The sequence below is a fragment of the Exiguobacterium sp. s91 genome (assembly GCF_018618915.1).
GTDB classification, from domain to species: Bacteria; Bacillota; Bacilli; order Exiguobacteriales; family Exiguobacteriaceae; genus Exiguobacterium_A; species Exiguobacterium_A abrahamii.
On the sequence record NZ_JACSMZ010000001.1, the window covers coordinates 1,833,461 to 1,852,038 of the forward strand.

General features: G+C 50.0%; 17 protein-coding genes. All 17 read right to left on the minus strand.

Translation table 11 applies throughout. The features are described 5' to 3' along the window. Positions 1 to 92: 92 nt before the first annotated feature. Complete coding sequence (locus tag KNQ06_RS09560) at positions 93 to 1,268, minus strand: glycine C-acetyltransferase (protein WP_023467709.1); 1,176 nt, start codon at positions 1,266 to 1,268, stop codon at positions 93 to 95. Beyond that, on the minus strand, positions 1,268 to 2,356 hold the full coding sequence (tdh, locus tag KNQ06_RS09565) for an L-threonine 3-dehydrogenase (RefSeq protein WP_023467708.1): 1,089 nt from the start codon (positions 2,354 to 2,356) through the stop codon (positions 1,268 to 1,270). Before tdh ends, KNQ06_RS09560 begins: the two co-directional genes overlap by 1 nt. Before the next feature lie 99 nt (positions 2,357 to 2,455). Next, a complete protein-coding gene (locus tag KNQ06_RS09570; protein ID WP_023467707.1) occupies positions 2,456 to 3,322 on the minus strand; it encodes a 2-oxoacid:ferredoxin oxidoreductase subunit beta in 867 nt (288 codons plus the stop codon). Beyond that, positions 3,309 to 5,057 carry a 2-oxoacid:acceptor oxidoreductase subunit alpha gene (locus KNQ06_RS09575; protein ID WP_035398188.1) on the minus strand — a complete coding sequence of 583 codons (1,749 nt, stop codon included), beginning with the start codon at positions 5,055 to 5,057 and terminating at the stop codon, positions 3,309 to 3,311. The genes KNQ06_RS09570 and KNQ06_RS09575 overlap by 14 nt, the downstream gene beginning before the upstream one ends. Positions 5,058 to 5,246: 189 nt before the next feature. Next, a complete protein-coding gene (locus tag KNQ06_RS09580) occupies positions 5,247 to 5,507 on the minus strand; it encodes a stage V sporulation protein S (RefSeq protein WP_023467705.1) in 261 nt (86 codons plus the stop codon). 29 nt (positions 5,508 to 5,536) lie between these two features. Next, entirely contained in the window at positions 5,537 to 6,331 is a 795-nt protein-coding gene (locus tag KNQ06_RS09585; RefSeq protein ID WP_023467704.1) for a TIGR00282 family metallophosphoesterase, read from the minus strand. Between the two features lie 49 nt (positions 6,332 to 6,380). After that, on the minus strand, positions 6,381 to 7,943 hold the full coding sequence (gene rny / locus KNQ06_RS09590) for a ribonuclease Y (protein WP_023467703.1): 1,563 nt from the start codon (positions 7,941 to 7,943) through the stop codon (positions 6,381 to 6,383). 194 nt (positions 7,944 to 8,137) lie between these two features. After that, positions 8,138 to 9,181: a recombinase RecA gene (recA, locus tag KNQ06_RS09595; RefSeq protein WP_023467702.1), complete on the minus strand. Its 1,044-nt coding sequence runs from the start codon at positions 9,179 to 9,181 to the stop codon at positions 8,138 to 8,140. Positions 9,182 to 9,292: 111 nt separating this feature from the next. Further along, entirely contained in the window at positions 9,293 to 10,525 is a 1,233-nt protein-coding gene (locus KNQ06_RS09600) for a competence/damage-inducible protein A (RefSeq protein ID WP_215148089.1), read from the minus strand. A gap of 71 nt (positions 10,526 to 10,596) precedes the next feature. After that, on the minus strand, positions 10,597 to 11,175 hold the full coding sequence (gene pgsA, locus KNQ06_RS09605; RefSeq protein WP_023467700.1) for a CDP-diacylglycerol--glycerol-3-phosphate 3-phosphatidyltransferase: 579 nt from the start codon (positions 11,173 to 11,175) through the stop codon (positions 10,597 to 10,599). 63 nt (positions 11,176 to 11,238) lie between these two features. Next, positions 11,239 to 12,138: a helix-turn-helix domain-containing protein gene (locus tag KNQ06_RS09610; RefSeq protein WP_050678534.1), complete on the minus strand. Its 900-nt coding sequence runs from the start codon at positions 12,136 to 12,138 to the stop codon at positions 11,239 to 11,241. A 27-nt stretch (positions 12,139 to 12,165) separates the two neighbouring features. Beyond that, positions 12,166 to 12,948 (minus strand): DUF3388 domain-containing protein, encoded by a 783-nt coding sequence (locus tag KNQ06_RS09615; RefSeq protein WP_023467698.1) that lies wholly within the window; start codon positions 12,946 to 12,948, stop codon positions 12,166 to 12,168. A 94-nt stretch (positions 12,949 to 13,042) separates the two neighbouring features. Next, positions 13,043 to 13,747, minus strand: a complete 705-nt coding sequence (ymfI, locus tag KNQ06_RS09620; RefSeq protein WP_215084644.1) for an elongation factor P 5-aminopentanone reductase — start codon at positions 13,745 to 13,747, stop codon at positions 13,043 to 13,045. After that, positions 13,747 to 15,018, minus strand: coding sequence for an EF-P 5-aminopentanol modification-associated protein YfmH (gene yfmH, locus KNQ06_RS09625; RefSeq protein ID WP_235147631.1), 1,272 nt, complete (start codon positions 15,016 to 15,018; stop codon positions 13,747 to 13,749). Before yfmH ends, ymfI begins: the two co-directional genes overlap by 1 nt. Then, positions 15,015 to 16,268 (minus strand): EF-P 5-aminopentanol modification-associated protein YfmF, encoded by a 1,254-nt coding sequence (yfmF, locus tag KNQ06_RS09630; RefSeq protein WP_023467695.1) that lies wholly within the window; start codon positions 16,266 to 16,268, stop codon positions 15,015 to 15,017. The genes yfmH and yfmF overlap by 4 nt, the downstream gene beginning before the upstream one ends. Further along, positions 16,265 to 16,816 (minus strand): cob(I)yrinic acid a,c-diamide adenosyltransferase, encoded by a 552-nt coding sequence (locus tag KNQ06_RS09635; protein ID WP_029341191.1) that lies wholly within the window; start codon positions 16,814 to 16,816, stop codon positions 16,265 to 16,267. The genes yfmF and KNQ06_RS09635 overlap by 4 nt, the downstream gene beginning before the upstream one ends. A 33-nt stretch (positions 16,817 to 16,849) precedes the next feature. After that, positions 16,850 to 18,577 carry an ATP-binding protein gene (locus tag KNQ06_RS09640; RefSeq protein ID WP_023467693.1) on the minus strand — a complete coding sequence of 576 codons (1,728 nt, stop codon included), beginning with the start codon at positions 18,575 to 18,577 and terminating at the stop codon, positions 16,850 to 16,852. Position 18,578 lies beyond the last annotated feature (1 nt).

Genomic DNA, 18,578 nt, shown 5'->3' on the forward strand with positions numbered 1-18,578 from the left:
GACGTTGATTCTTTCGTCATGACGCACTTCAGGCAGTGGGTCATCGACCCACTGCCTGAAAGTATGCGGACCTGGTTCGTCCGTGACCAGCATCAACCGATCAAGTTTAATTCACGACCGACTTTTTCGAAAGCTGCAAGCGCCGTCGTTAAATCTTCACGCGTATGTTCCGCCGTCACGATCGTCCGGACACGTGCTTTTCCTTTTGCGACCGTCGGGAAGGCGATGCCTTGAGCAAAGACACCTTCTTGACGTAAGCGGTCCGACAACTCGTGGCAACGTGCTTCATCCCCGACGATGACCGGTGTGATCGGCGTCGTCGATGTTCCGATGTCGAATCCAAGATCCCGGAGTCCTTGTTTAAAGAATTCCGTGTTTTCCCATAGACGATCGAAGAGTTCCGTCTCTTCCTCCATGACACGGAGCGCTTCCCGGTTCGCTTCGACGACTGCTGGTGGATGTGATGTCGAGAACAAGAACGGACGTCCTTTATGGATCAGATAATCCTTGACGTGCTGTTCACATGCGACGTATCCACCGAGGACACCGATGGCTTTTGAGAGCGTACCGACCTGCAGGGCAACACGTCCGTCAAGACCGAAGTGATTGACCGTACCGCGTCCCGCTTTCCCAAGCACACCTGACGCATGGGCATCATCGACCATGACGAGTGCGTCATAACGCTCGGCTAATTCAACGATCTCTGGAAGAGGTGCAATGTTTCCGTCCATCGAGAAGACACCATCCGTGACGATGAGGCGCGTCCGCGCGTCTTGTGTTTCTTGTAAGGCCGCTTCAAGATCCGCCAAGTCGACATGTTTATAGATGCGGCGTTTCGCTTTCGTCAGACGAATCCCATCGATGATCGAAGCGTGGTTCAACTCATCCGAGATGACGACGTCTTCCGGACCGAGCAGTGCCGATAAGACACCGAGATTCGTTGCGAATCCCGACTGGAAGACAAGTGCTGCTTCCGTGTGCTTGAATGTCGCGAGTTCCCGTTCGAATGCTTGGTGCATCTCGAGTGTTCCGGCAATCGTCCGAACGGATCCTGTTCCAGCACCGAACGTGCGCGCTGCTTCCGCTGCTTGTTCAGCGAGGCGCGGATGTGCGGCGAGTCCAAGGTAGTTGTTCGACGACAGTTGAATCAGTTCCTTCCCGTCAATCGTCACGCGGTTATGTTGCGCGCTCTCAAGTGCTACGAGGTTGCGGAACGTGCCCGCCTGTTTCATCTCTTCTAGTTCTGTCCGTAAGTGTTCAAATCCCATTAATTCGTCCCCCTTGGTTGTAATACGACTTTCCCGCATTTCCCTTGACGCATCAATTCAAATCCTTCTTCGAACCGCTCGAGCGGCAACGTGTGTGTGATTAATGGTCGGACATCGACTTTTCCGCTCGATAAGAAAGCAGAAACCTGGCTCCATGTCTCATACATCTTCCGACCGGTGATCCCTTGGACCCGGACACCTTTGAAGACGACGTGGTTCGTCAAATCGATTTCAACCGGTTTGACCGGCAGACTGAGGATGTTGACGTCTCCACCTGCTGTCACCATCTCGAAGGCTTGACGAATCGCAACCGGATGACCACTCATCTCACAGACGACATCAATTCCATCTCCGTCCGTCATGCGCTCGATCCGCTCTAACACATCGTCATGACGTGAATCGATGACGACATCCGCCCCCATCGTCCGCGCGAGTTCAAGACGATACGGATTGACGTCGATCGCAACGACTTCCGCCGCACCAGCTGCTTTAGCGACGGAGACCGCCATCAGACCAATCGGACCACAACCGACGATTGCGACCGTTTTCGCACTGACATCGCTCGCGAGAACCGTATGGACGGCATTGCCCATCGGCTCTTGGATCGAGGCGATCCCTGCTGGCATATCTTCCGGGTTGACCCAAAGGTTTTCTTCCGGCATGACGACGTATTCTGCAAAACATCCTTGTGTATCGACACCGATGATCTTCGTGTTCTTACAGATGTGATATTGTCCACGAAGACATTGTTTACATTGATGACAGACGATATGCGTCTCCGCCGAGACACGATCACCGAGCTTCAAGCGTTTCGTGCCTTCTCCGAGCTCGACGACTTCGCCCGAGAACTCGTGACCGAAGACATACGGCGGATTGACACGCGAGGCTGCCCACGCGTCCCACTCATAGATATGAACGTCCGTCCCACAGATCGATGTTGCCTCGACTCGAATCAAGACTTCTCCACGACTCGGTACGGGTACTGGTACTTCTTTCAGTGCCGCACCGAACCCGCGCTCTTCTTTGACGAGTGCACGCATCGTTTTCGTCGTTGTCGTCTCTTCTACCGTCGTTACTAATTTCGTCATCTTTCCCCGACTCCTTCGCGGAAGCTCACGTTTTTTTATATGTGGCGAACTTCCAAATGTTTAGCATCCCCAAAAAACCAAACACATCTTTCCTCTATCTTACATGAATTCTGCTGCCAGTTTACCGAATGTTTCTTCGTTCAGCTCAAGATCCGCATACGCGAGACCTGACTCTTGATACCCATCGATTTGTGATTGGTAATCAGGACGTGTTTCATCCTGATAGATCAATCCCATGACGAGTCCGTCGTGAGCATGAACGGTCTGTTTCGCAAGATCCAAGTTCGACGGATCATATCCTTCGATGTCGGACAGCTTCGTCAAGTTCTGTTTGAACCAATCGTACGTATTGACCTTGTTGAACGTGACACATGGACTGAAGACGTTGATGAAGGCAAATCCTTTATGTGCCGTCGCTTGCTCGATTAGTTGCGTCAAGCCCTTCAAATCATTCGAGAAGCTTTGGGCAACGAACGTCGCCCCAGCCGTCAAGGCGAGTTCAACCGGTGAAACACTCTTTTCGATCGACCCTTTTGGCGTCGATTTCGTCTTGAATCCAGGTGCAGAAGTAGGTGACGTCTGTCCTTTCGTCAAGCCGTAAATCTGATTGTCCATGACGATATACGTCATGTCGACATTGCGCTTGAATGCATGAATCGTATGTCCCATGCCGATTGCAAATCCATCACCGTCGCCACCAGACGCGATGACCGTCAATTCGCGGTTCGCCATCTTGACACCTTGGGCGATCGGAAGGGACCGTCCATGAACACCGTGGAAGCCATACGTATTGATATAACCGGAAATCCGACCAGAACAGCCGATCCCGGAAATCAATGCCAACTCTTCTGGTTCGAGACCGACGTTCGCGACAGCACGCTGAATCGCTGCTTGAATCGAGAAGTCTCCACACCCTGGACACCAGTTTGGTTTGACATCATTTCTAAAATCCTTAAAGGTTGCCATGATATACCCCTCCTACGACCTGCTCGACGACCTCTGCTGGGTAGAACGGGTCGCCATTGAATTTCAGGATATGCTCGATCTTCGATGCATGTCCACAGTTCATCTGGATCAGCTTCGCTAGTTGTCCCGTTGCGTTGTACTCGACGACGATGACTCGTTTTGCCCGCTCTAAGTGCGGCGTGACGAGCTCACTTGGGAACGGATGGACTTGACGGATATGCAAGTGATCAACCTTGATTCCTTGTGCTTCGAGTCGTGGCATGATCTCTTCGATCGTTCCACGTGTCGAGTTGAAACCAACGAATAAGATATCCGGTTCTGCATGATGCTCCGTTACGAGAACGGCATCCTGTAAGCGGAACGTGTTCAGCTTCCGAAGTCGCTTCGTCATCTGATCGACTCGGTTCTTCGTCGCTTCCGACGGACGCCCTTCCTCATTGTGTTCAACACCAGTTACATGATGAATCCCGTGCTTGACGCCTGGAATGACACGTGGGCTGATCCCATCTTCCGTCACTTCGTAGCGTTTGAAGTACGCTTTTCCTTCAAGTTCCGGTAAGTCTTCCTGAATCAACTTCCCGCGACGGATCTCAACGCGTGACATATCCGGTGGCTCAACCGATTGTTTTCCGAGCGACAGCATCAAATCCGTCAATAGAATGACAGGACATTGGTATTCCTCTGCGATATTGAATGCCTCTGCTGCATCGTAGAACGCTTCCTCGACCGTTGACGGTGCCAAAACGACCTTCGGAATTTCACCATGCGTGCTGTAGATCATCGCCATCAAGTCAGACTGTTCCTGTTTCGTCGGTAGACCGGTTGACGGACCACCTCGTTGTGTATCGACGATGACGAGCGGTGTTTCCGTCATCCCGGATAACCCGATCGCTTCCGCCATCAATGACAATCCTGGACCAGCAGATGCTGTCAAAGCACGGACACCTGCGTAGTTCGCCCCGATCGCCATCGTGACTGCCGCCAATTCGTCTTCCGTCTGGACGACCGTTCCGCCGAACTGCGGTAGTTTCTTGATTAAGTATTCCATGATCTCAGATGATGGTGTGATCGGGTAAGCTGCCATCAGACGCGCTCCACCGGCGATTGCACCAAGCGCGATCGCATCGTTTCCGATCATGAACATCCGTTGTTTTCCGTCAGCCGGTTCCAAGACGAACCGCTCGCCCTCTCCTGCAAGTGCTTCGAACGCTGCTGCACCCTCACGAATCGCCGCTAAGTTTTTCTCGACCATGTCTGGACCTTTTCGACCGAAAATCTGTTCGACGACGGCTTGGAAACGCTCTGGTGCAATGCCGAGAATCGCACTCGATGCACCGATCGCGACCATATTCTTCATCAATGCCGTACCGAGATCAGCTGCGATTTCCGTAAATGGAATCGCATACAAGGAAGCGCGTGCTTCGTCTGGATTCGTCGGATTGAATTTCGCATCCGCGATGATGATGGCACCTTGACGCAATTCATGGAAGTTAACATCGATCGTCTCTTGATCGAATGCGACTAAAATATCGAGATCATCGGAAATCGTCCGGACTTCCTGTGTCGCGACACGAATCTTATTGTTCGTATGTCCTCCCTTGATACGTGACGAAAAGTGACGGTAACCATACAGGTAATAGCCGAGTCGATTCAAGGCAATCGCAAAGATTTCGCCTGTTGATTCGATCCCTTCTCCCTGCTGACCGCCAACTTTCCATGATAACTGATTATACATCGACGTTCGCTCCTTCTCTGTCCCCTGAAATGATAGTTCTCTCTATCCTCCCTCATGATACCGATTTACCGGAAGTAGTACAATGCTCCCTCGGTGGAAAGGTGAGAAAATTTCGCGGACGTAGCAAAAAGACCATCTACTCCAGTCGAGTAAATGGTCTACTTGCAAATAGGACCTATGTCCAATTCGTCATCGTGGTTCGATGATGAGTTTGATGGCGGTTCTCTCTTCCCCATCAATCAAAATGTCTGTGAAGGCTGGGATACAAATCAAGTCGATGCCAGAAGGCGCCACGAATCCGCGTGCGATGGCGACGGCTTTGACAGACTGATTGAGCGCTCCCGCACCAATGGCCTGAATCTCGACGGAACCTCTCTCTCGAATGACACCCGCGAGTGCACCTGCTACCGCGTTTGGATTCGACTTAGCTGATACTTTCAGGACGTCCATGCGTGTACCTCCCCATCCAGAAATGGCAATCAGTCGAAGAATACTGACTGATCCGTCAGATGAATCCGTTCAATCTTCGTTGCTTTTTTGGTTGTGTCATCGATATGAATCAAGACTCCATTAAGTTGTTCCCGTCCTTCGGCAACTTCAAACCGTGTTGGGAGCTGTGTCTTGAATTTTCGTAGGACATCTTCCTGGCGCATTCCGAGTACGCCGTTCAGCGGTCCTGTCATCCCGACATCCGTGATGTAAGCCGTTCCTCCGTCAAGGACACGCTCATCTGCTGTCTGGACGTGCGTATGTGTGCCGACGACAGCTTGTACTCGACCGTCGAGGTGATAGCCCATCGCAATTTTCTCACTCGTTGCTTCCGCATGAACATCAACGAAGATGGCATCGACTTTTCCTTCGACTTCCGCAATCAGTGCATCGACGGTACGGAACGGGTCACCGAGTGGTGGTAAGAAGACCGTTCCCTGGACGTTGATGACGGCAATCTTTTTATTACCTGCTTTGACAATCATCATCCCACGACCTGGCGTCCCTTCCGGATAGTTTGCCGGACGGACGATTCGATCCGCGTCGTCGATCCAGTCAAAGATGTCGCGGTTATCAAACGTATGGTTCCCCATCGTGATCCCGTGGAATCCGAGTTCAAGGAATTGATGATAGATCGACTTCGTGATGCCGCGTCCGTGTGCTGCGTTTTCGCCGTTGACGAGCATGACGTTCGGGTTGTACTTCGCTTTCAAGCGTGCTGTGAATTGTTGTAGGATATGTCGACCGGGTGCACCGACGACGTCTCCGATGAATAAAATCTTCATTGCTGTTCCTCCGTTCATTAAAAAAAGTGGCGGTCGCCCGCCACTCCACTTATTTCGCGTATTCGACTGCTCGTGTTTCCCGAATGACCGTGACCTTGATGTGTCCCGGATAATCGAGTTCTTCTTCGATTTTTTTCCGGATGTCACTCGCCATCTTGTGAGCCAGTACGTCATCGACGACGTCAGGTCGAACGATGATACGGACTTCACGACCCGCTTGGATCGCAAATGATTTTTCGACACCGTCGAACGATTCCGAGATTTCCTCGAGGCGTTCGAGACGGCGGATATAACTTTCGAGTGTCTCTTGACGTGCACCTGGGCGAGCAGCAGATAATGCATCCGCAGCTGCGACCAAGACGGAAATGACAGATGTCGCTTCCGTATCTCCGTGGTGGGATGCGATCGCGTTGATGACAGTTGGATGCTCTTTGTACTTCGTACCGAGCTCGACACCAATCTCAACGTGACTGCCTTCGACTTCGTGGTCGATCGCTTTCCCGATATCATGCAGAAGACCCGCACGCTTCGCAAGCGTGACATCTTCTCCAAGTTCAGCTGCCATCATACCTGCAAGGTGAGCAACCTCAAGTGAGTGATACAGGACGTTCTGTCCGTAACTCGTACGGTACTTCAAGCGACCGAGAATTTTGACAAGGTCCGGATGAATGCCGTGGATCCCGACATCATACGTCGCTTCTTCCCCGATTTCTCGAATCCGCTCGTCGACTTCACGACGGGATTTGTCGACCATCTCTTCAATACGGGCCGGGTGAATCCGACCATCCTGAACCAATTTCTCGAGCGCCATTTTAGCGACTTCGCGACGAATTGGGTCAAAACCAGACAAAATGACGGCTTCCGGCGTATCATCGATGATCAAGTCGATCCCAGTCAAGGTCTCGAGCGTACGGATGTTGCGGCCTTCCCGTCCGATGATCCGACCTTTCATCTCATCGTTCGGTAAGTTGACGACCGATACAGTCGTCTCTGCGATATGTTCAGCGGCGAACCGTTGAATCGCAAGTGACAAGATGTTACGTGCTTTCTTGTCGGCTTCTTCTTTTGCTTTTTGTTCGATTTCTTTTTGAAGAATGGCTGCGTCATGTAAAGCAGCCTGTTTCGTCTCATCCATGATGATCGTTCTTGCCTCGTCTTGCGATAAATTCGCGACGCGGACAAGCTCTTGACGTCCCTGTTCATACAGGTCCTCTACTTTGCGCTCTAGTTCTTCAGCTTGATGCTTCCGTTTCGCGATCTCTGCATCACGTGTATTGATTTGATCTTCCTTACGGTCGATAGCGTCAACACGGCGATCGAGTGTCTCTTCTTTCTGGAGCAACCGGGCTTCTTGTTTCGCTAGCTCTTGGCGACGTTCACGCAATTCTTTTTCCACTTCGTTACGAAGTTTGAATGCTTCATCTTTCGCTTCGAGTACTGCTTCTTTTTTCGTTGCCTCAGCCGATTCACGCGCACGTTCGACGATTTTGTTCGCTTCCGTTTCTGCGCCTTGAATTTTCGCTTCTGCAATCGATTTCCGCAAGAAGTAGCCTACGATGAATGCGATCAGCAAAGTGAGGAGAAGTATGACAATCCAAGTCAGTGTACTCATGGGTTCACCTCCCCTTTGCAAGGTGTTTCTTAGTTCATTTCGGTATTTCATCGAAGCTGTCTAAAAAACGTACATCTATATTGTAAGGATAGCACTCGTTCATTGTCAACGAACGGACAGGAAAGAATTCCACTGTTTTCCTCTTTTACACTAAAAAAAGAGAGGATTCGCATGCGAATCCTCTCTAAAACGATTTATTCAGCAAATAGATCTTCTGGTTGTTCTGCTTCAAAATCAACTGGCTCTTCGCGATCGACGAGACCGTGGTGTTCACGAATCAAACGTTCGACCTCTGCTGCGACTTCCGGATGCTCGACCATGTATTGCTTCGCGTTCTCACGTCCTTGACCGAGACGCTCTGAGTTGTACGAGTACCATGCACCACTTTTTTGAACGATATCGAGGTCTGTTCCGATGTCGATCAACTCACCGACTTTCGAAATCCCGAGACCATACATGATGTCGACTTCCGCTTGTTTGAACGGAGGCGCGATCTTGTTTTTGACGACCTTAATCTTCGTTTTGTTACCGACGACGTCCGTACCGTTTTTCAACGCTTCCGCACGACGCACTTCTAAACGAACAGACGAGTAGAATTTGAGTGCGCGACCACCTGGAGTTGTTTCCGGGTTACCGAACATGACACCGATTTTTTCACGGATTTGGTTGATGAAGATGACGATCGTCTTCGATTTATTCGTTGCACCAGACAACTTACGAAGCGCTTGGCTCATCAAACGTGCTTGAAGACCGACGTGTGAGTCACCCATCTCGCCTTCGATCTCTGCTTTTGGTACGAGTGCCGCAACGGAGTCGACGACAAGAATATCGACCGCACCAGAACGAACGAGTGCTTCCGCGATTTCAAGTGCTTGTTCCCCAGTGTCCGGTTGTGACAAGAGGAGCTCATCGATATTGACACCGAGTTTGTTTGCATATGCTGGATCAAGCGCGTGCTCCGCATCGATGAACGCTGCTTGTCCGCCTTGTTTCTGAACTTCTGCGATTGCATGAAGCGCAACCGTCGTTTTACCTGACGATTCAGGTCCGTATACTTCGATGACCCGTCCACGTGGGTATCCACCTGCACCTAGGGCAATATCTAATGTAATCGATCCAGAAGAGATTACTGATACCTTCTGATCCGCATTTTCTCCGAGTTTCATGATAGAACCTTTACCGAACTGTTTCTCTATCTGGCGTAGCGCCATCTCAAGTGCTGCTTTACGATCACTCACGTAGCAGGCCTCCTTTTAATTATCTTACTGAGATTATTGTACTTCTTTTGAGACCGAATGACAAGCATTTTGCGAACATTTATTCGCATACTTGCACTTTGATCATTTTTCTCACTCTGATGCTTTTTCGAGATGTTTCAGTAGAAGGAAATAGGTATCCTTGACGGCGCGCAGTCGAATCATTCCTCTGTCGAACGATGGATATTGCCATTCGACGATCCGTGTTCCATGTGCGTCCGCAACAGCACAATAGACCGTTCCGACCGCTTTTCCGCTGTTGCTCGTCGGACCTGCTTCCCCCGTCAAGGCGACGGCGATATCGGATTGATACAGTTCCCGTGCCCCTTCAGCCATCGCGATCGCGACCTCTTTACTGACAGCAGTATGCTCTCGTAATAAATTCTCTGGTACCGATAACACGGCTTGTTTCGCTGCATCATCATAGACGACGGCGCTCCCGCGCAACACTTGACTCGCACCGCTGACATCAACGAGACCACTCGCGACGGCTCCTCCCGTCAGTGATTCGGCAAGTGAAAGTGTCAATCCTGCTTCTTGATACCGTTTTAGAACGACTTCCGGCAGACTCGTCTCCCCATATCCATAAAAGTACATGCCGACTTCAGCAAGGACGTGTTGTTCGAGTTCATCGAGCATACGATCGGCTTCCTGTTGATCGAGTGCTTTAGCCGTCAGACGCAACCGGACTTCAGCGAGCTCCGCATACGGTGCGACCGATGGATTGGTCGCTTCCTTGATCAACGTTTCTAGACGGTCGTTTAAAGCCGATTCCCCGATTCCGAAGAATCGTAACGTCCGAGAACGAATCGTTTCTTGACCGAATAGATGACTGAAGTGATCTTTGAGGATTTGCTTCATCTCGCGTGGCACACCGGGTAAGACGATATATTGGTGATGCTCGGTCTGGACCGACATACCGGGAGCAAGCCCTGCATCGTTGCGTAAAACCGTTGCACCATCGATGATGAGAGCTTGTTTTCGTTCGTTGATCGTCATCTCCCGTTGACGTGTCTTTAAAAATCCTTCGATTCGCTCGTACGCCGCTTGATCGAGGACGAGATCACGCCCGAGAAGATCAGCGAGCACCTCTTTCGTCAAATCGTCTTCCGTCGGTCCAAGACCTCCTGTGATGACGAGGAGATCTGCCCGCTGTTGTGCCTGACGGAATGTTTCTTGCATCCGTTCGCGATTGTCACCGACGACTGTATGATAATGAACGTCAATTCCGGCACTCGCTAACCATTCGGAAAGGTACTGTGCATTCGTGTTCGCGATTTCCCCAAGGAGGAGTTCGCTTCCGACTGCGATGATTTCTGCTTTCATGTTGATTCCTCACCTTCTTGAAGTATAAGAAAAGACTGTTCGGTATGACGAACAGTCTAAATTGATCCATCTTACATGGATTTCGTAATTAACTTAATGTTTTTCGAGAAATATTCAACGCCTGAGTAGATCGTCAAGATCAAAGCAAGCCACATCGTAATATCTGCGAACGGAATGTTCCACATCGCAAAGATGATATCGTGCAACAAGTATGCCGTAATTGATGTCAACTGGACCCATGTCTTGGCTTTCCCAGAGTTTCCGGCAGCAAGGACGATCCCTTCGTCAGATGCGACGAGACGAAGACCCGTGACTGCGAACTCTCGACAGAGAATGATGACGACGATCCACGCTGCGACGAATCCAAGTTCCACCAAGTAGACGAGAGCAGCTGCAACTAACATCTTGTCGGCAAGTGGATCCATGAATTTTCCAAAGTTCGTCACTAATTTTTGTTTGCGAGCGATATAACCATCGAGCCAGTCCGTCAGTGAAGCAACAAGGAAGATGATAGCTGCAACGAAGTGTGAGACGGGAAGCTCGGCTCCCAGTACATCCCACTGTCCCCAGTTCGGATCAATCGCAAGTACGATGACGAACACAGGAATTAATAAAACGCGTAATACTGTCAATTGATTCGGTAAGTTCATGTAACGCCCTCCTCCTTCATTTCGTATGTAAATGACATGCCATCTAAAAGAAGGCACGCCGAATTACGGCGTGGCTACTTTCTTTAGATAGATGTTTTGGACGAGAAGCGAACGGTTCAGTTTCAGTTCTTGGTCATTGACGACGATTTTATCAATCCCTTTAATCGAACCGATCCGGATGCGGATCAAGTCCGTCTTCGCGTCCTTCACGACGATCGGATTCGGATCCGATGCGTTGATGTGGTCTGGCGCGAGTGCTTCTCCTTCAAGTGATGTATCACGTACACCAACGAATGGCGACGGAGAGGCATCTTTCTTGATTTGAATCGAGACACTCATCGTATCTTTCGTTGCGACTTCATACGTGACATCTTGACCAGATGTCGACTTCGCAGCAAGTGCCTCTTTTTTAGGTTCTTCTTTTGTTTCTTCCTGTTTTGCCGGTTCTTCTTTCGGCTCTTCTTCCGTCTTCGCAGGCGCATCCGTCTCTTTACTTGGCGCGTCCCCTTGATCGATCGTGACATCATTTTGCTTCGGTGCGGACGTCTTCGCCTCTTCGTTACCGTCGAGGAACGTCTGCAGACCATAATACAAGGCAGCGCCGATCGCAAAGATTAGAACGATGATGATGATGTTCGGAATCCAACGCTTCGCAACGCTCTTCTTCGGAGCACTTGATTTCGAATACGTCGCGCGTCGTGACAATTCGACGACCGGTTGTGCTTCCGGTTCCGGAAGATCACGTTTATAGGTCGTAAAGACTTCATCGACGTCAAGACCGAGTGCTTCCGCATATGTCTTGATGAAGGCCCGAGCGTAAAAAGCACCCGGCAATTGATCATAATTACCTTCTTCGATCGCGACGATGTAACGCTTTTGAATCTTCGTCGTCGTTTGAATTTGTTCGAGAGAGACACCAAGTGCCTCCCGTTGTTCTTTTAAGTAGGTTCCGAGCTCGGTCATCGGTAACACACCTTCCATTTTTCATACTTATTCAAAGTTGAACCAATCATTTCCACCATGGGAACGAGGCAGTTCAGTCACAATGATTTCTTCAGTCGTGTTGCGTAATTCAATGATGTAATCAAAATCATCCCACGTATACTCGCTGGATTTGACGAACGCATCCGGATGTTCGACGATTTTTGTCGCCGGTAGACGCATGACTTCACGCAGGATTTGCCAGTGTCGTTCATCGAAATTTCGTTGTGATACTAACGCATCGATGATGTAGACATAATCACCCGTCCGCTCATCGTCGAACAACGATGTTCGAACCGTCTGTTTAATCAACGTCGACGATAAGAACAGCCATTTCTTATTCGCACTGACGCTCGCTGCGACGATTGACTCCGTCTTGCCGACGCGTGGCATGCCGCGGACACCAATCAACAAGTGGCCATCCTGTTTACATAGCTCTGCCATGAAATCGACGAGAATCCCTAAGTCTTCCCGGACGAAGCGGAACGTCTTTCGTTCATCACTGCTTTGATCGATATAGCGCCCGTGACGAATCGCGATTCGGTCACGTAGTTTTGGTTTTCGTAGTTTGATGACCTCTATGGTTGACATCGTCTTGAGAATAGCGGCGAGTCGTGGAATTTGATCCGGTTGTTTCGTTTGGAGCAACATACCGCGTCGTTGATGATCGACACCATTGATCGTCACGATCGAAATATGTAACATTCCCATCAACGAAGCAATGTCCCCGAGTATACCGGGACGGTTGACCTTTAATTCATATTCGAGATACCATTGCTCGAACTCACTCACGCGCCCATCCTCCTCTATCAATACGATTATCCATTCCTCATGTTAAATGATTTTTTGAAAAATGAAAAGCATTCCTGAACTGAAATTCCATCACCTACATCCACGCGCCATCTATTTTAAGGATGGCTCCGGACACATAACTTGATTCAGGTTGCACTAAGTAACGGATGGCAGAAGCCACTTCTTCTACTTTCCCGAATCGACCGGCTGGGATTTCAGCGATCGCTTGTTCCTTTTCATCTTCCGAGAAAATCGCGTTCATCGGCGTATCGATCCACCCCGGCGTGATCGCGTTGATGCGTCCGTGCATCGGTCCAAGTTCCTTGCTGTATGCCTTGACGAATCCGAGCTGTGCCGCCTTGCACGTCGAATAGACGACCTCACCCGCGACACCTTGTTCCCCTAATACACTACTGATGACGACGATCGCAAGCTTCGACGTGAACGGTTTCGTCCGTGTCACGGTTTGGCTGATACGCATCAACGCCTCGACATGGATTTTCCAAAGTTCGTGCATTGATGTTGCCGATTGATCGAGCAACAGACCGCTATAACTCGTTCCGGCACAATGGACGAAGGCATCAACGACAGGTAATGCCGCACAAAATGCCTGCAAGTCCTCCTCGTCTGCTAAGTTCGCAGTCAGGATGTGGTGCTCGCCTTGCCACTCCTCTATCATCCGTTCTAAAACCGCTTGCTGTCGATACGTCTGAAGCACCAATTCATGTCCGGCGGCAGCGAGTTGTTTTGCTGCCGCAAGACCAATGGCGCCACTCGCACCGGTGATGAGGATTCGCATCACGCGTACGGTTTGACGATTGAGATCGCCCGGTTTTCAATGGCGAACAACTCGTCGAAACGGGCTTCAATCTCTTCTTTCGTAATCGAAGCAATCAACGTTGGAAGCGTGAACAGATTCGTACCGGCAAGTGCGTGACGCGAGAACTGATTCGCGATGAATTCCGGTGAATTCAAGGCACGGAGGAACTTCCCTTGCATCATGTTCCGCTTGCGCGTCACTTCATCTTCCGTAAAGTCAGGACGTGTTTGCAGGAGCGTCTCATACGCTTGGATGAACTTGTCTGGATCTTCTGTCTCCATTCCAAACGTCGCAAAGGCGAACTCTTCCTCACTCGAGTAATCAAAGCTGAACGTATCGTCAATCAGACCGTCTTCATACAGTTCCAAATACGTCGATGATGTCTGATCGAACAAGAGATGTAACAGCAGTTCACTCGTTAACTCACGGCGGACTTGTGCCTCACCGCGAAGCGATTCGTCCTTGTAACCGATCAATACCTTAGGTGTCTTAACGTCGAGCTCGAGTTCAAAGCGTGGACGATGTACGCCATGCGGCTCTTGACCGTAATCTCGTTCGATTGCCGGGCGATCCGTATAGTCCTTCTTCGCCTGATTCGCCTTGATCAATGCCAGTGTCTCTTCCGGGTCGATGTTTCCGACGACGAACAACACCATGTTCGATGGATGATAGAACGTACGGTAGCACGTGTACAAATCATCGGCTGTGATTTGATTGATCGATTCCGGTGTTCCCGCGATATCGATCCGGACTGGATGCGATGCATACATCGATTCGATCAGACCGAAGAACAGACGCCATCCCGGATTATCTTGGTACATCTGGATTTCTTGCGTGATGATCCCCTTCTCTTTTTCAACACTCTCCGGCGTGAAGTAGGGATCTTGTACGAAATCGATCAATGTCTCAAGGTTTTGTTCGATCAGCGACGTCGCTGAGAACAAGTACGCTGTCCGCGAGAACGAGGTAAAGGCATTCGCAGAGGCACCGAGACGACCAAACTCTTGGAAGACGTCCCCTTTTTCGGATTCGAACATCTTATGCTCGAGGAAATGGGCGATGCCGTCCGGTACCGTGATCCATTCCTCCCCTTTTTTGAATCGTTGATCAATCGAACCATAACGTGTCGTAAACGTCGCATACGTCTTTTCGTATCCTTTTTTTTGCAACAAATAGACGGATAAGCCGTTATCGAGCTGCTCGTGGTATACCGTTTCGTCTGTATCGTGATAAGTCAGTTGTTCCATCATGCTTCACCTCGCAATAGATATACGGCATCAAGATCGATTGCCGCTGCTAATCGAACGACGTCTTCACGTGTCGCCGTTTCAATGATATGAATCTCATCCTCCAGTGTCAGTCCACGCATCTTCGAACCATTCAACCAACCAATCAATTGACCTGGCTGATCAAGGATTTGACGGCGCGCATTGATCAACATCGCCTTCGTCTGTGTCAATTCTTCATCCGTGAACTGTCCTGCTTTTAAATCAACGAGTTGTTCCAAGATGATTTTCTCAGCACGTTCCGCTTCTTTCGTGTCGACCCCTGCATAAACATAGAGTGCACTGTTCAATGCCGCGTATCGTGAAGCCGCATAATACGCGAGACTCTCTTTTTCACGGACATTCATGAACAGTTTTGAATGCGGGAAGCCACCGAACAGACCATTGACGATTTGCATCCGAATCGAGTCAGCAGATGTCGGATCGACCGCTACCCGGTAACCAAGGTGCAATTTACCTTGTTTGATCGGTTGCGTTTCACTCGACCGTTTCACGCCATTGACTGCTTTTTGTGCCGGAATGTAATGACTGATTTTTTCAGAATGCGATGGCAAGAATGATAGAGCGTCTTCCATCTCCTCCTTCGTTACATGTCCGACGACGAAGACATCAATCCGGTCGTCTTCGATCATCGAACGGTATGTATCACGCAAGGATGACGGGGTGATCTGTTCGAGTTCTTCGAGTGTTCCAAGGGATGGCAATGCGACGGCTTCACCTGGTGCCATCAATTCGAGAAGACGTTGCTGTGCGTAGCGCATTTTATCGTCATATAGTGAACTGATCCGTAAGGCATGCAATCGTTTTTCTTGTTTGACGAACTGTTCACGGAAGCCACCTTCCGTCAAATCTGGATACAGCACCATTTGCTCGAGCAATTCGAGTGCTTCTTTTAACAACGACGGATGATGGACGAGTTCTCCCCGGACGACATCGAGTTGGAACGAGATGACATGCTCTTCTCCGAACTTCGACGCGTCCGCATAAAGTCCCGCATCATATAGTGTTTCAAGCGGCTCACGTAACGCTTTCATCGACGGATAAGCGGCTGTCGATTTTTCCATAATGTACGGTAGGATTGCACGGCTTGTCAGCGTCTTCGCTTCTAACGGTGCTGAAAATGTGACGAGAATCGTCGTCGTCTTGAATTTGTCGGTCGGAACGAGATGGTAGCTCGTTCCTTCCTTTTTCCATGTGCTAAATGACTGACTCATTGCTCTCCATCCTTTCGTTTGAATACATGCGCACTGCGGACATATTCAATATCTGCTTTTTGTTTGACGGCATTCTCGTAACGGGCTGCTGTAAAGAAGAAGTCACTGAGTCGGTTGATGAACGGTAACAAATGAGCCGCTTGAGGAACATCGATCATCGAACGTTCAACGCGACGACAGACCGTCCGTGCCACGTGTAACGTTGCAGCTGCTTCCGTTCCACCGGGCAAGATGAACTTATCGAGCGGCGGCGATAACTCCGTTAACGTGTCGATCCAACTTTCTAAATCAACCGTCGCTTCTTGACTCAAACGTGACGGGCGCGGTTCGACATACATCAAGTCACTACCACAATCGAACAAGGCGTGCTGAATCACTGTCAGTTGTTCCCGCACCTCGATTGATGATGCTTTCGTCCGGGCAAGTCCGACGAAACTGTTCAATTCGTCGAGTTCTCCCATCAAGCTGATCAAACGATCATTTTTTTTGACTCTCCCACCAACGAGAGATGTTTCTCCTTCGTCACCAGACTTCGTGTAAATTTTCATTTTTCATTCACTCCTATAGCGAAAGGAAGCGACTCATAATGTTCGCTTCCCTTGTTTTTTCGGTAATCGGATCCGGAAGGTCGCTCCCTCTCCCAAGCGGCTGTCGACTTCGACTTCACCACCATGAGCTCGGACAACATTCGCCACGATCGCAAGACCGATTCCTGTACCCGTCTTGCCACGTGTCCGTGCTTTATCCGCTTTATAAAAACGGTCAAAGACGAACGGTAGATCTTCTTCTGGAATTCCGTCACCCGAATCAATGACGGATAATGTAATGTTTTCCCTATCTTCGTCAATCTTAATCTTGATTTCACCGTTCTCCGTATAACGCAGGGCGTTACCGAGGAGGTTCGTCAAGACTTGCTCCATTTGATCAGGGTCTGCTTCAAACGCGATGTTCGGACCAGAAACCGAGAAGGTAACCTGTTTATCACGTCCCATCTGTTTGAACTTCTTGATCACCCGCTTCGCAAAAGGTATTGCTTCGACGGATTCAATCCGTAACTCCTGATATCCCGCTTCCATTCGCGCAAGATCAAGAAGATCGTTAACAAGTCTCGACAGTCTTTGGGACTCGTCGTAGATGATCGATGCGAATTCCTTCGTCGCCTCGTCACTTTCGGTCATGCCATCGACAATCGCTTCTGAGTACCCTTGCAACATGACGAGTGGTGTCCGCAGTTCATGACTGACGTTCGCGACGAAATCAGCGCGCATCTTCTCGAGTTGCTGCGCTTCCGTCATATCACGCAGGACGGCGACCGCTCCGATCTGTTCTTCTTGTTCGAGTAACGGACTGACGATGATGATGTAGAAGCGTCCCTCTCGTTCAAAGGAGACCGTCATCTCCGTCTCTTCACGCATGACCGTCTGGAATAACTCAATCAGTTCATCCGGTACGGGAGAACCCGCCAAAAAGGCTTCAGCCGGTGGATTCGTTGCAAGGAGCTCACCTGATTTCGAGAACGTCAACACGCCGTCTGCCATACAGCGCAGAATCGAGGAGAGTAAATGCCGCTCCTTATCGAGATCCGTGACGTATTGATTGAGCTGACTACTCATTTCATTGAACGCAAGCGCTAAGTCACCGATTTCATCCCGTGAACGTTGCGTCAGGCTCTGATCGAACTTTCCTTCACCGGCCTCAACGACAGCTTGACGAATCGTTCGCAGTGGTGCCGTGATTCGTGTCGAGAGGAAGAAGGCAAAGACGGTCGTTCCGATGATCGCTAGCAGGACACAGAGTTGAATGATTTGACGTGCACCCTCATTCGCCTGTTCGATGTTCGTCAATTGCTCGATCAAGTAGATCGTTCCGTTGCCACTATCCGTAATGAGCGGTGCCCGATACGCGAGTGCTGCTTTTCCATCGAAGGTCTCATAGTTGCCGATCGCCGTCTCGCCTTCTTCACCGTCAATTGCTTTCCAGTTCTGACGTTCGAGTTCCTTGATGATCCGGTTCGCCTTCGCTTGTGAGATATTCGCTTCGACGGAATCATCCTGCGTCTTTGCAATCAGTGTCGCGCCATAGATATCCGTGATTTCAACAGCAGTACTCGACCCTTCCTCGATGCCGGAGTGCGCCTGAAAGACCGTCTCGACTTGTTGACCGAGCTTTGCTAGGTGCCCCCGTTCCTGTTCGATATGGAACGAGTTGAAAAATTCAAGTAACAAGATCGTCAAGGCGATCAAGACGACCGAAACGAGTAACAGAATCGTTCCCCATAGTTTGATGACAACGCTTTGCAACCATTTCATC